The organism is Streptococcus hillyeri (assembly GCF_041081565.1).
Taxonomy (GTDB): Bacteria; Bacillota; Bacilli; order Lactobacillales; family Streptococcaceae; genus Streptococcus; species Streptococcus hillyeri.
Map to the genome: position 1 here is coordinate 1395376 of NZ_CP163513.1, position 12683 is coordinate 1408058.

Here is a 12683-nt window from a genome sequence, read left to right on the forward strand (position 1 = left end):
GTCAGTTTTATTTAAAACCTTAATCATTTTACCATGTTAGTATATAGGTGTCAATAAAAAAACTTTATTTTTTTCAATTTTTATCTCAAAAAAGTTTAAAAAGAAATCAGAAGGATGGGATATTGTTCTTTCAAGTAGTTATACTCATCCAAAATGCCCCAAAACAAAATAAAAAACCTACTACATAGCGTTAAAACGTTGATGTAATAGGCTTCTTAATGTTTTATTTAATCACTTCTTGCGTCTTAGCGTAGTTTGCTTCAACGGCTTCTTTTTCAGCTTTCCACCAATCTTGGTTTTCTGTGTACCAAGCGATGGTTTCTTCCAAACCTTCTGAGAAGTTGGTAAATTGTGGCTCCCAACCTAATTCTTCACGAAGTTTTGTTGAATCAATAGCGTAACGAAGGTCGTGACCTGCACGGTCTGTCACATGATCGTAAGCATCTTTTGGTTGACCCATTTTCTCAAGAATCAACTCAAGCACTTCTTTGTTATTTTTCTCACCATCGGCTCCGATAAGGTAAGTCTCACCGATACGACCTTTGGTCAAGATAGCCCAAACACCTGTTGAGTGGTCATTGGTGTGAATCCAGTCACGAACATTTTTACCTTCACCGTAAAGTTTTGGTTTGATACCTGCCAAAATATTGGTAATCTGGCGTGGGATGAATTTCTCAATGTGCTGGTATGGTCCATAGTTATTTGAACAGTTAGAAATCGTAGCTTTCACACCAAATGAACGTACCCAAGCCTTAACAATCAAGTCTGATGCAGCCTTGGTTGATGAGTAAGGAGATGATGGGTTGTAGTTGGTTTCAGCTGTAAATTTCTCACCTGGACCTTCACCGTGACCTGGTAAATCTTCACGAAGAGGAAGGTCACCATACACTTCATCTGTTGACACATGGTGGAAACGAATGTCATATTTACGAGCTGCTTCCAACAATGTGTAAGTACCAATAAAGTTGGTGTGGATAAATGGACTTGGATCGTTCAATGAGTTATCATTGTGGCTTTCAGCTGCATAGTGAACAATGGCATCTGATTTTGCTGCCAATTGGTTTACTAACTCAGCGTCAGCGATGTCCCCAACAACAAGCTCGACTCGGTCGCCTAAGATTGCTTCCAAGTTCGCACGGTTACCCGCGTAAGTTAATTTGTCCAAGACTGTTACATGAACATCTGGATGATTGTTATAGACGTAGTGCACAAAGTTAGAACCGATAAAACCAGCTCCACCTGTGACGATGATATTTTTAAATTCTGACATGATTTTAAGATACAAAGGGACATTTCACTCTCGAAACATTCTAGAAAACTAGAAAATCTGACAAAGATGCTTGGCATCTGGAAAGAGTTTTCTAGGAATGTCGTCCCGTGTTCCATTTTATAAAAAATGGAACATTCCTTTCATATTTTCTTATTTCTAGTTTGCTTTACACTTATATTAGTAACTTAGTTACTCTTACAACTCTTCTTTTTTCAATGGTTTGACATCTTTGAGAAGGGGATGATTTTTATCTGCTTCTGACACTTCTGCTGCCTCAAGATTTTCCCACTTAATACCGAGGGTTGGGTCAGCGTAGTTAACAAAGGCATATTTAGGTTTTAACTCAAGTGCCCAGTAGTCGTTTACAAGGTAAGTGTAAGCCGCAGTATCTGACAACACTTGGAAACCATTGGCTACACCACGTGGCACAAAAATTCCTTTAGAAGCGTCAATAACTGTCTGATAAGTGTTTCCAAAGGTGTCACCTTCACGAAGGTCTACCCAAGAACCAATCACTCTTCCTTCATCTGCAATTGACACGTATTTATCCCAAGGCTCTGCGTGCAAGCCACGAAGGGTATGTTTCTTATTGAAAGAAATGTTATTTTGTAATTTTCCTTCTTCAAAGAAACTTTCTGGAAATCCTAACGGTACCATTTTTTCTTTTTGGAAGTTTTCTTTAAACCAACCGCGGTTATCCCCACGCACTGGAATATCAAATTCTAACATTCCTGGAATACCTGGAACTTCACGGCATGCTAAGTCTTTATCAAAAAATTGTTCTGTCATTAAGCCTCTCCAATTAAACGAAGCAAATATTGTCCGTATTCATTTTTCTTAAGCGGTTGTGCTAATTCAAGGACTTGTTCTTTGGTAATATAACCCATACGATACGAAATTTCTTCAAGGTTTGCCACTTGAACATTTTGCATACGTTGAACAGTCTCAATGTATTGCGCTGCTTCAAGCAAACTTTCATGAGTCCCTGTATCAAGCCATGCAAAACCACGTCCCATGACTTCAACTGACAAATCACCACGCTCAAGGTAAGCCTTATTAACATCTGTGATTTCCAATTCACCACGAGGAGATGGTTTGATATTTTTGGCAATCTCTACAACATCATTATCGTAGAAATAAAGTCCTGTAACTGCATAGTTTGATTTTGGTTGCTCAGGTTTTTCTTCGATAGAAATAGCATTCATATCCTTATCAAATTCAACCACACCAAAACGCTCTGGGTCTTTAACTTGGTAACCAAAAACAGTTGCTCCGCTTTCTTTCGCCGCAGCACGTTGAAGCATTGCTGAAAGACCTGGACCGTGGTAAATGTTATCTCCTAAGATAAGGGCAACACTGTCATCACCGATAAATTCTTCACCGATGATAAAGGCTTGTGCCAAACCATCTGGACTTGGTTGCTCTGCATAAGAGAGTGAAATCCCAAATTCAGAACCATCACCAAGTAATTCCTCAAAACGAGGCAAATCTTGTGGCGTAGAGATCACTAAAATGTCCTTAATACCAGCCAACATCAGAACTGATAATGGGTAGTAAATCATTGGTTTATCGTAAACCGGCATCAATTGTTTTGATGCTGCTCGAGTTAGTGGGTACAAGCGTGTACCAGACCCACCTGCGAGAATAATACCTTTCATGGTTTTCTCCTTAAATATCTAATCATTTTATTCTATCATATTTTATGATATGTGTCATTGACTAATATAACGCTCGATAGGATAGTCAGAGACAGACAAGTCTGGTGTTTGATTGGTAACGAGCTGACTAAGCATTTTTCCTAAGAGAGGCCCTGTCGTTAGTCCTGATGATCCAAGTCCGCTAACGGCATAAACACCATTGAGGTCTGGAATTTCACCTATAAAGGGACAAAAATCACTGGTGTAGGCTCTAATACCGACACGATCATTTTTATGACTTGCTTCTTTTAGTCTTGGGAAAAAGGCTGACGCTTTCTCTTCAAAATCTACTAAAATGCTTTCATCAACGGTCAAATCAAATCCCATATTTTTCTCATGACTAGCTCCAACAGAGACTTTACCACCAGCAAAAGGAATGACATCAATTTCTCCCTCTGGAATAATGACAGGGTTGTGTCCTGTTTCCAAATCATCAAAATAATAGTCTCGTAATTGTCCCTTTTGCGGACTTACATCTACCTGATAGCCAAGTGGTTCTAAGATTTCTGGTAACCAAGCTCCGCAGGCTAAAATGACCGAATCAAATACCTGACCATTAACCCTATAAGTACCATCTGACAAACGTTTCAGCTCTGCTTTTTCCTTTAAAAGAGTAAAGCCAAATGCCTTAATTAAGGTCTCAGTTAATTGAGAACCTTCAACACGTGCAGCACCACTGGCTAAAATTCCCTTATCAAAGCCAGTTAAATCTGGAAATCTTTTTTGAACTTCTGCTAAGGTTTGGACAGAGAGGGAACCAATTAGTGGAGATTCCACCAATCGTGACTCAGCCAATTCATGTAATTCTTCCAAGTATTCTGGACGCGATTTGAGAAGAAGAGCACCTGACTGGTCATAAAAATCTGTCGCCACACCATCCTCTTTTAAATCACGTAACAGCTCTGGATAAAAATCTGCTCCAAAGCGAGCCAAACGGTACCAAGCCTTGTGACGACGACGTGAGAACCAAGGACAGATAATGCCAGCGGCAGCCTTTGTCGCCTGCCCTATCCCCTCATCAAAAATCGTAACCTCAACATCACTTTTTGAAAGATAGTAAGCTGCTGTCGAACCGACAATTCCAGCTCCAATAATTGCTATTTTTTTCATCATTTACCCCAACGCAACATCCATTACCATCAACGAAAATCATCGCTCCTGCTGCAAAAGACAGGGCGTATGGAATAATCGCCAACATCCACAGTACAAGCGCAGCTCCTAATACCGCTCCTAATGGCTCAACAATCGCAGACATGGCTCCCCAGAAAAAGGCTGCACTCCGCGATTTTCCTTCTGTCCGAATAGGAATAGAAAGCGCCGCACCTTCTGGAATATTTTGAAGACCAATCCCCAAAGCTAAGCCCATAGCACCTGCAATAGCCGCTTGTGTCATGTTACCATTGGCTAAAGAACCAAAGGTAACACCAACAGCCAGACCTTCTGGGAAATTATGAATTGTAATGGCTAAAAAGAGCAAAGCAGTTTTTGATAATTTTTCTGGTTCAATACCTTCTGCTTCTGACTTATGTTTCCCAAGATGCAAATGAGGAACAACAGCATCTATCACTCGTAGGCTGAAACCACCTGCTAAAAAACCAATAGCTGCAGGGAACCAAGACCACTTCCCGTAAGTCGGTTCGGCGTATTCTATGGCTGGTGCCAAAAGCGACCAAAAAGAAGCCGCAATCATGACACCCGCCGCAAAGCCATTCATGGTATCTAATAACTTGCGATTAATCGTTTTGAAGAAGAAAACAATCGCAGCACCTAAAACGGTACAGCCCCATGTAAAAAGCCCTGCTAAAAAAGCTAAAAGAACTGGATTTAAAGACAATACATTATTCATCATGGTTTTTCAAACACTTTCTAGTCTTATAGATGATAAAAAGGATTGGTATTACTGGAAGCTTCTAAAACTTCAATGTCCCAATGATTGTCAAACGTCCACTGGCGTAAAAGCTCTGCTATTTTTTTAATAAAAAGCACTTCAATATGATGTCCAGGATCAATCCCCAAAAGCCCTTCTGTCAGCATTTCTTGAGCAGTGTGATAATAAATATCACCTGTAATATAAATATCTGCCCCTTTTGCTACTGCTAATGGGTAAAAGTCATCACCAGAACCGCCACAAATCGCCACGCGCCTTACGATGGGATTTCCTTTATCATAGGAAATTAAACGAACACTATCAAGTTCAAACACGTTTTTTACTTTAAGCGCCAACTCCTCAACTGTCTGCTCGGCAATTGTGCCAATGCGCCCTAGCCCCATCTGATCCTTGGTTAGAGATAGAGGTTCTGTATCTTCTATCTCCAACAACTCACAAAACCAGTCACTTAAGCCACCAGGGACAACATCGATGTTAGTATGACTGACATAAACAGCGATATCATGCTTAACCAGGTCCAGCAAAATATCACGCTGAGGACTTGACACCAAGTCTTTGAGCCCTTTAAAAATCGGAGCATGCTTGGTTATAATGAGGTCGACATCATTGGAGATGGCTTCTGCCACAACAGTCTCACGGACATCCAAAGTCACCATGACACGCTTGATGTCTTTCTTTAAACTACCAATTTGCAGACCGACGACATCCCCTTCCATGGTTAGCTCTTTCGGACAAAAGGCTTCATATCGTGCGATAACATCACTTGCCAGAACCATTGAGTACCTCCTTGATGATTTCGATTTTTTGGAAAAGAGCAGAGCGGTCACTGTCATTATTTTCTGGAATCTGTGACAGTGCCACTTCTAATTTTTCGATTTCACGCACCCATTTGGCTACGAAAGTCTCTGATTTTTCGGTTAATAAGTGCTTCCCAAAACGCAATTCCGTTTTGGTCAACACTTCTTTACCATGCTCAGCGACTAAAATTTCATAAGATTTGTCATTTTCAGTCATGATTTTTTCAGCGACAATGGTAAATTCATTTGCCATCAGCCATGTTCGTAAGTCATCCTCACGGTTATTAGGCTGTAAAATCAGACGTTCTACCTGCGCCAGCTTTTCTTTTCCAGCCTCTAAAATATCCGCAATTAGGCGCCCACCCATACCACAAATCGTAATGGCATTGACACCATCAGTCACTTCAAAAGCAGCTAAACCATTAGCTAAGCGCACATCAATCTGATCAGACAGACCATATTTAGCTACATTTTTCACCGCAGAATCGTAAGGACCTTGAACTACTTCCCCAGCAATGGCTGAAGAAATGTGACCAGACTGGATTAAGGCAATGGGTAGGTAGGCATGGTCGCTTCCAACATCTAACAGTTTACTTCCTTTTGGGACAAATGTCGCCACTTCAGTTAGGCGACTTGATAAAATCGTATCCATAGTTATTCTTTCTACTTGTTTAATCCTTTTTATTATACCAAAAAAACTCGCTATAAAAACGAGTTTTCGATAGGTTATCATTTATTCACATAAGCAACTGCACGAACTGGTGAACCTGTTGCTTCTTTCCAGTTGGGATAGGCAATTGAAATGACACTTCCAGTCGCTGGTAACTGGTCTAGATTTGCCAAAACTTCAACTTGATAAATGCCTTGCTCAAGGAGATAGTATTCTTGTTTTAAAGCTCCGCCATTCTCAAATGCAGACTTACCACTGTCTGTATCTAAGGTTTCATGTCCGACTGCCTTAACACCTCGCTCATGGATTAAAAACTCTAGAGCTTCACGAGACCACCCAGGAGTCTGTTGGGCACCTTTTTCATCTAGATTACGAATAGCTTCTTGATCAGGCCAACGTTTGTGCCAGTCGCTACGAAAAGCAACAAAAGCACCTGATTCAATTTGACCATACTCTGCTTCAAAATCCAAGATGTCCTGTTTTGTTAATTCATAATTTGGATTTTCTGCAACGGCTTGTGACTTATCAATCACATAAAGAGGTAAAAGAAGGTCTTCCAGAGCAATTTGGTCTAGCCATTTCCCACCTTCTACGAAGTGAATTGGGGCATCAATATGGGTTCCATATTGCCCAACCACTGTAAATTGTTGCACATGAAAACCATCTTTTAGAGTAAAAATATCCTTTTTCTCTAGGCTAGGAAGGGCAGGAAAATGTGGGCTATTTTCATCAATTTTATGAGTTAAATTAACTAATCTGGCTGATTTAAAAACCTGAAAGGCATCTAATAACTTTGTCATAAGCACTCCAATTCTTTCTCTTTAATAATCACTTAAATCTTTTCCAAGGCTACATTCAAATCTTCAATCAAATCATCAACATTTTCAAGACCGACAGAAATACGGATTTGATTTGGTGTCACACCACATGCCGCTAAATCTTCCGGAGACAGCTGCGCATGCGTTGTTGTATAAGGATGTACAACTAATGATTTGGCATCCGCAACATTGGCAAGGTTGGAGAAGATTTCCAAATTATCAATAACAGTCGCTGCATCCTTATCATCACCTTTGACATGGAATGTGAAAATAGAACCTGCACCTTTTGGCAAGTATTTTTGTGCCAATTCATAGTAAGGACTTGATGGCAAGCTAGGGTAATTCACTTTTTCAACCTTCGGATGATTTTCTAAAAATTCAGCAATTTTTTTCGCATTTTCCACATGACGTTCCACACGCAACGATAGCGTTTCTAGCCCTTGTAACAAGAGGAAAGCATTAAAAGGTGAAATAGCCGCTCCAGTATCACGCAAGAGTTGCACACGCAAAGCCGTAACGAATGCTGCCGCACCAATGTCTCGTGTATAGGAAATATTGTGATAAGAGTCATCTTCTTCCACGAATTGTGGGAACTTACCAGAAGCCTCCCAATCAAATTGACCACTATCAACAATGATACCGCCAATTGTCGTACCGTGTCCACCAATAAACTTTGTGGCAGAATGAACCGAGATATCAACCCCATGTTCAAATACATTAATCAAATACGGTGTTCCAAAAGTATTATCTGCCACAAGCGGAATCTTATGGGCATGTGTCAGTTCAGCTACTTTTTCAATATCTGGAATGTTAATGAGAGGATTACCTAATGTTTCAATCAATACTAACTTCGTATTATCTTGAATAGCCGCTTCTACTTCGTCTAGATTTTCAATGTTGACAAATGTTGTCGTAATCCCATAGCGTGGTAAAGTTTCTTTTAGAAGATTAAAGGTCCCACCGTAAATGGTTGTCGCAGCTACCACATGGTCCCCTGCATGCGCTAAGCCAAGTACAGTATAGGTAATAGCAGCCATTCCTGAGGCAGTCGCTAAAGCACCAACTCCCTTTTCAAGTGCAGCAACTCTATCTTCAAAAACTGCTACCGTAGGATTGCCAATACGCGTATAAATATTTCCAGGCTTTCTCAAGGCAAAGAGATCTTCACCTTCTTGAACATCATCAAAAACATAAGAAGTCGTTTGATAAATAGGCACTGCACGTGATTTTGTCTCAGCATCAGGTTTTTGCCCAGCATGTAATTGCAAGGTTTCAAATGAAAATTCTCTTGTCATATCAATTCTCGCTTTCTTTTTTCTTATTTTAGCGAAAAAAAGCAGAGCTGACCAATACTTATTCCATGAAAAAAGGTATAGTTTAAAACTATACCTTTAATTTTCTAACAAGTAAAGCTAGAACATAAACACCCAAGCCTGTTACCGCACAAATTCCTGATAAACTGAGGTCAAAATGTATTCCCAAAACATAGCCAATAATAACCATCAGAGAACTGAAAAGACCTACAAAGCCTAGAAAACTATGAAAATGTCTTGACCAAAGCTGCGCAGCCATTGCCGGAGCCACTAAAAAACTAATGACTGTAATAGAACCTGCAATGTCAAAGGCGATAACTACCGTCAAGGAAACTAGAAAGACAATCACTATTTGAAGGGCTTTAACAGATAACCTAGACAATTGTGCCTGATTCCTATCAAACAGAAAGAGCTTAAGGTGGTTATAGAAGATTCCAAAAAAGAGGAGAACAACCAGAAGCAATCCTGCTGATTTCGCCAAGGCTACTGGTAAGGACATCCCTAAAATATCAATCCTATTCAATGGTGTAAATAAGACCTCCCCCATAAGGACAATATCTAAGTCCAAATGAACATTTCTTGCAAAAACTGAAATGAGGATGACACCTAAGGCAAAAAATGTCGTAAAAACAAGACCTGTCGCTGCATCATGGGTCAAATTCCCTGAACTGATACTTTCAATCGCAAACACCGCTAAGACACCAAATAGAGTAGCTCCTAGCACTAAAATTGGACTATCCAAACTACGCGCCACGAAAAAGCCCAATACGATACCTAAAAGAACAGAATGCGCCAGTGCATCAGCCAACATAGACTGGTTGCGAAGTACCAAAAGACTACCTAGAAGGCCACACGACAATCCCATTAAAAGTAAAATGAGTAAGACTTCAGACATGGCGTCCCCCTTTTCTGGTTAAGCTATAAGACATTAAAGCCAGTAAACTCATGACCAAAATAATCGTCGGACCGGTAGAAAGTCCTGAAATAATCGAACTTAAGTAAGTTCCGACTAAGGTTGAAAAAATAGCAGAGATAGCAGCTAAAATCAAGGTTACTCGATAATGTTTTGCCCAGAAAAGTCCAATAGTTGCAGGTGCAATCAAAAAAGCTGAAATCAACACAGCACCAACTACCTTCAACCCAACAGCAATCAAACTAATCATCAATAAAATAATCAGTTGTTGCAAAAAAATGGTTGAGATACCGACGCTTTGGGCAAATCCTTGATCAAAAAGGTAGAGCTTAAAAGCTGGGTAAGTTAAACCAAAAACGATAAGGGCAAAACTTGACACCCCAGCAATAAGCAAAATATCTTCAAAACGAATAAAGGCAGCTTGTCCAAAAAGATAATTTTGTAACCCAGCTTGAGAACTTTGAGCAAAATGCGGGTTTCCTTGTAGCAGCTGCTTGAGCACCATTCCAAGACCAAAAAATGACACCGATACTAGAGATAAAATATTTAATAGTGGTTGTCCGCTATGCTTTTTGATCCAATAGACCATCGTATATGAAAGATAACCTGAAAACATCGCTCCTAGCATAAGGAGAAAGGGATTTCGAGATTGAAACACCATAAAGGCAACTATCACACCAGGATATGAAGCATGTCCCAAAGTATCACCAACCAAACTTTGCTTAGTCAAAACACTAATCGTCCCGACCAAGCAGGTTGCTAGTGCAAAAAGTGTGATTCCTATCGCTACCGTAATAAACGAATAATCCGTTAAAACCTCAAGCATTACGCCAACCTCCCTCACCCTTTCCTTTAAAAAAATGCTGGGCAGGACTCTGATAGGCTTTTTGATAATTATCTAGCGTTAGGGTTTCAGCTAAAGGGCCATCAGCTACACAAGTCTTATTTAACCAGACCAAATGATCAAAATAACTTTCTAGAGTATTCAAATCGTGGTGGATAACGACGGATGTTTTCCCTTGTTCTTGAAATTCCTTCAAAATTGACATGATAATTTCTTCTGTTTTAATGTCAATACCAGCAAGAGGCTCGTCCATGAGGTAAAGCTCTGCTTCTTGTGCCAAGGCACGAGCAATAAAGACACGTTGTCTCTGCCCTCCTGATAATTCACTAATTTGTCTATCTTTTAAATCCAACAGGTTCATTTTTTCTAAGGAAGAAATCACAATGTCTTTGTCCTTGCTTGTTGGACGTTTCAACCAATTTTTGATGTGCGGATAACGTCCCGTAAGAACAATATCATAAACCGTTGCTGGAAATTGCCAGTTCACTTGACTAGCTTGTGGAATGTAAGCTATCCTACTTGCGATAATCTGTGATAAATTGCCCGATTGCCCCAATAATTCTATCTTACCACTATTATACTTTTCAAATCCTAAAAGACTTTTGAATAATGTGGACTTCCCAGCACCATTTGGACCTACAATAGCACAGCGACTTCCCTGTGGAATAACAAGATTAACATTTTCTAGCGCTAGTACGTGCTGATAAGCTACCGTCAAATCAGACACTCGAATAGCTGCATTCATGACTTTCCTCCTCTTTATTTCAGATAATCAACAATCAATTTAATATTGTGTTTATACATATCGACATAAGTGTCCCCTTTTTCACCCGCAGGTGCTAATGAATCTGAGAAAAGCTCCTTATGTTCTCCAGTAACAACCTCTACTGAACCACCTTTGGCTTTGACAGCTTCTTGAAGCTTCTTCATACGTTCTGGATTTGTTGTGGATTCAGTGAAAATAGCTTTAATATTGTGATCAATAATCAAATCAACCGTTTTAATCATATCGCTATTAGCAACTTCTGACTCCGTGCTAACCCCTTGTGGTGCATAAAGTGTAAAACCGTAACGATTTGCAAAATAGTTAAAGGCATCATGCGGTGTCACTAAATAGCGGCTTTTCTCAGGAACAAGTGATAATTGTTCTTTATTCCACTTATCAAGCTCATCGAGTTCTGTTAAATAAGCCTTTTCATTTTTCTCAATAACTTCTTTTTTATTGGGCAATAACTCTTGCAAATCATCTGATGCTGCCTCTACTGCTTTTTGGTAAAGGTCTACATCAAACCAAAAGTGTGGGTCAACGACATCTTCACCATCTTCTTCCATCGTTCCAATCTCACCTTTAGTGAAATTGCGGGTTACAGCAGAGCCTTTTTCTTCAAGGGCTTCAATCATTTTTCCTTCAAAATGTAAACCGTGATAAAGAACAAGGTCAGCTTCTTGCAATTTCTTCAAATCACTAGACTTAGCGGTATAAAGGTGAGGATCTTCTCCTGCTGGAATAATCAGTTGGCGCTCAACCAAATCTCCAGCCAATTCATTGACCATATCATCTAAAAATGATGTGGTAACCGTAACAACTGGCTTTTCTTTGGCAGTCTTTGTGCCAGAAGACTGATTGTTACAAGCGGTTAAAGCCAATAAAGCTACTGAAGTCAGCATAAGTGTGTTTAATTTTTTCATTTCTAAGAAACTCCTAGGTTTTATTATTTGATTAGTTAGGTAAACCTAACTTTATAAAAAGGATAAACGATGTTGAGCTTTTTGTCAACCATTTACCAACATTTTTGTTATAATAATCTTTGAAAAAGAGACGAGGTTTAATATGACACCCAATAAAGAAGATTATCTCAAATGTATTCACGACTTACGAGAGCGTGGCGATAAAATTTCTAATAAAATGATTGCAGACTATCTCCAAGTTTCGACACCATCTGTTTCTGAAATGCTGAAAAAAATGCAGGCTGAGAACTGGGTAGTAAAAGACAAGAATCTAGGATACGCTTTAACAGAAAAAGCAGATCTGATTGTTACGGAACTCTACCGAAAACACCGATTACTCGAAGTATTTCTCCAAGAACACCTTCACTATACGACCGATGAAACCCATCAGGAAGCTGAAATTTTAGAACATGCTGTTTCAACCATGTTTATTGATCGTCTAGAAGACTATCTTAACTTCCCAGAATTTTGTCCCCACGGTGGTACCATTCCAGAAAAAGATGCTCCTTTGACAGAAAAAAATCATCAAACGTTGTCACAAGTTTCGGAAAGTGGCGATTATCAGCTCGTTCGCGTTCACGATGAAATTGAGTTACTGAATTATTTAAACCGCAATGACTTTCATCTCGGTACCCACTTTACCTTGATCGAAATTGATACCTATGCACAAACTTATCAGATTCAGTTTAATAACAAAGAACTTACTATTCCACTAGCAATTGCTAAACTTATTTTTGTGAAATAA

Annotated in this window: 14 protein-coding genes and 1 other annotated feature (1 of these 15 running past the window's edge); of the genes, 1 reads left to right on the forward strand and 13 read right to left on the reverse strand. The window is 39.6% G+C overall.

The window, feature by feature from the left end:
* Positions 1–19, reverse strand: a sequence feature (ribosomal protein L10 leader region); it reaches 116 nt to the left of the window's first position.
* A gap of 204 nt (positions 20–223) precedes the next feature.
* The 13 genes from rfbB to AB6M99_RS06780 all read right to left on the reverse strand — a co-directional run bounded on the left by rfbB (position 224) and on the right by AB6M99_RS06780 (position 11899).
* Entirely contained in the window at positions 224–1270 is a 1047-nt protein-coding gene (gene rfbB / locus AB6M99_RS06720) for a dTDP-glucose 4,6-dehydratase (protein ID WP_121834732.1), read from the reverse strand.
* A gap of 195 nt (positions 1271–1465) precedes the next feature.
* Positions 1466–2059 (reverse strand): dTDP-4-dehydrorhamnose 3,5-epimerase family protein, encoded by a 594-nt coding sequence (locus tag AB6M99_RS06725; protein WP_121834733.1) that lies wholly within the window; start codon positions 2057–2059, stop codon positions 1466–1468.
* Positions 2059–2928 (reverse strand): glucose-1-phosphate thymidylyltransferase RfbA, encoded by an 870-nt coding sequence (gene rfbA, locus AB6M99_RS06730; protein WP_121834734.1) that lies wholly within the window; start codon positions 2926–2928, stop codon positions 2059–2061. Before rfbA ends, AB6M99_RS06725 begins: the two co-directional genes overlap by 1 nt.
* A gap of 54 nt (positions 2929–2982) precedes the next feature.
* Positions 2983–4077: an NAD(P)/FAD-dependent oxidoreductase gene (locus AB6M99_RS06735; protein ID WP_369351224.1), complete on the reverse strand. Its 1095-nt coding sequence runs from the start codon at positions 4075–4077 to the stop codon at positions 2983–2985.
* Complete coding sequence (locus AB6M99_RS06740) at positions 4007–4816, reverse strand: ZIP family metal transporter (RefSeq protein WP_369350463.1); 810 nt, start codon at positions 4814–4816, stop codon at positions 4007–4009. Before AB6M99_RS06740 ends, AB6M99_RS06735 begins: the two co-directional genes overlap by 71 nt.
* Before the next feature lie 23 nt (positions 4817–4839).
* Positions 4840–5631 (reverse strand): Nif3-like dinuclear metal center hexameric protein, encoded by a 792-nt coding sequence (locus AB6M99_RS06745; protein ID WP_121834735.1) that lies wholly within the window; start codon positions 5629–5631, stop codon positions 4840–4842.
* Positions 5615–6304: a tRNA (adenine(22)-N(1))-methyltransferase TrmK gene (locus AB6M99_RS06750; protein ID WP_121834736.1), complete on the reverse strand. Its 690-nt coding sequence runs from the start codon at positions 6302–6304 to the stop codon at positions 5615–5617. The genes AB6M99_RS06745 and AB6M99_RS06750 overlap by 17 nt, the downstream gene beginning before the upstream one ends.
* 77 nt (positions 6305–6381) lie before the next feature.
* Positions 6382–7122 (reverse strand): cyclase family protein, encoded by a 741-nt coding sequence (locus AB6M99_RS06755; protein ID WP_369350464.1) that lies wholly within the window; start codon positions 7120–7122, stop codon positions 6382–6384.
* 32 nt (positions 7123–7154) lie between these two features.
* Positions 7155–8435 carry an O-acetylhomoserine aminocarboxypropyltransferase/cysteine synthase family protein gene (locus AB6M99_RS06760; RefSeq protein ID WP_121834738.1) on the reverse strand — a complete coding sequence of 427 codons (1281 nt, stop codon included), beginning with the start codon at positions 8433–8435 and terminating at the stop codon, positions 7155–7157.
* An 88-nt stretch (positions 8436–8523) separates the two neighbouring features.
* The gene (locus tag AB6M99_RS06765; RefSeq protein ID WP_121834739.1) at positions 8524–9348 is read right to left on the reverse strand and encodes a metal ABC transporter permease; all 825 of its coding nucleotides are present in this window, start codon (positions 9346–9348) and stop codon (positions 8524–8526) included.
* On the reverse strand, positions 9341–10192 hold the full coding sequence (locus AB6M99_RS06770) for a metal ABC transporter permease (RefSeq protein ID WP_121834740.1): 852 nt from the start codon (positions 10190–10192) through the stop codon (positions 9341–9343). Before AB6M99_RS06770 ends, AB6M99_RS06765 begins: the two co-directional genes overlap by 8 nt.
* Complete coding sequence (locus AB6M99_RS06775; RefSeq protein WP_121834741.1) at positions 10185–10955, reverse strand: metal ABC transporter ATP-binding protein; 771 nt, start codon at positions 10953–10955, stop codon at positions 10185–10187. The genes AB6M99_RS06770 and AB6M99_RS06775 overlap by 8 nt, the downstream gene beginning before the upstream one ends.
* A gap of 14 nt (positions 10956–10969) precedes the next feature.
* On the reverse strand, positions 10970–11899 hold the full coding sequence (locus AB6M99_RS06780; RefSeq protein ID WP_121834742.1) for a metal ABC transporter solute-binding protein, Zn/Mn family: 930 nt from the start codon (positions 11897–11899) through the stop codon (positions 10970–10972).
* A gap of 142 nt (positions 11900–12041) precedes the next feature.
* On the opposite strand from AB6M99_RS06780, the gene AB6M99_RS06785 reads away from it, so the two are divergent.
* Positions 12042–12683, forward strand: coding sequence for a metal-dependent transcriptional regulator (locus tag AB6M99_RS06785; protein ID WP_121834743.1), 642 nt, complete (start codon positions 12042–12044; stop codon positions 12681–12683).

Coding starts and splice junctions, on each gene's coding strand:
- rfbB (WP_121834732.1), bottom strand. CDS start 1,270: ATGTCAGAATTTAAAAATATCATCGTCACAGGTGGAGCTGGTTTTATC.
- AB6M99_RS06725 (WP_121834733.1), bottom strand. CDS start 2,059: ATGACAGAACAATTTTTTGATAAAGACTTAGCATGCCGTGAAGTTCCA.
- rfbA (WP_121834734.1), bottom strand. CDS start 2,928: ATGAAAGGTATTATTCTCGCAGGTGGGTCTGGTACACGCTTGTACCCA.
- AB6M99_RS06735 (WP_369351224.1), bottom strand. CDS start 4,077: ATGAAAAAAATAGCAATTATTGGAGCTGGAATTGTCGGTTCGACAGCA.
- AB6M99_RS06740 (WP_369350463.1), bottom strand. CDS start 4,816: ATGATGAATAATGTATTGTCTTTAAATCCAGTTCTTTTAGCTTTTTTA.
- AB6M99_RS06745 (WP_121834735.1), bottom strand. CDS start 5,631: ATGGTTCTGGCAAGTGATGTTATCGCACGATATGAAGCCTTTTGTCCG.
- AB6M99_RS06750 (WP_121834736.1), bottom strand. CDS start 6,304: ATGGATACGATTTTATCAAGTCGCCTAACTGAAGTGGCGACATTTGTC.
- AB6M99_RS06755 (WP_369350464.1), bottom strand. CDS start 7,122: ATGACAAAGTTATTAGATGCCTTTCAGGTTTTTAAATCAGCCAGATTA.
- AB6M99_RS06760 (WP_121834738.1), bottom strand. CDS start 8,435: ATGACAAGAGAATTTTCATTTGAAACCTTGCAATTACATGCTGGGCAA.
- AB6M99_RS06765 (WP_121834739.1), bottom strand. CDS start 9,348: ATGTCTGAAGTCTTACTCATTTTACTTTTAATGGGATTGTCGTGTGGC.
- AB6M99_RS06770 (WP_121834740.1), bottom strand. CDS start 10,192: ATGCTTGAGGTTTTAACGGATTATTCGTTTATTACGGTAGCGATAGGA.
- AB6M99_RS06775 (WP_121834741.1), bottom strand. CDS start 10,955: ATGAATGCAGCTATTCGAGTGTCTGATTTGACGGTAGCTTATCAGCAC.
- AB6M99_RS06780 (WP_121834742.1), bottom strand. CDS start 11,899: ATGAAAAAATTAAACACACTTATGCTGACTTCAGTAGCTTTATTGGCT.
- AB6M99_RS06785 (WP_121834743.1), top strand. CDS start 12,042: ATGACACCCAATAAAGAAGATTATCTCAAATGTATTCACGACTTACGA.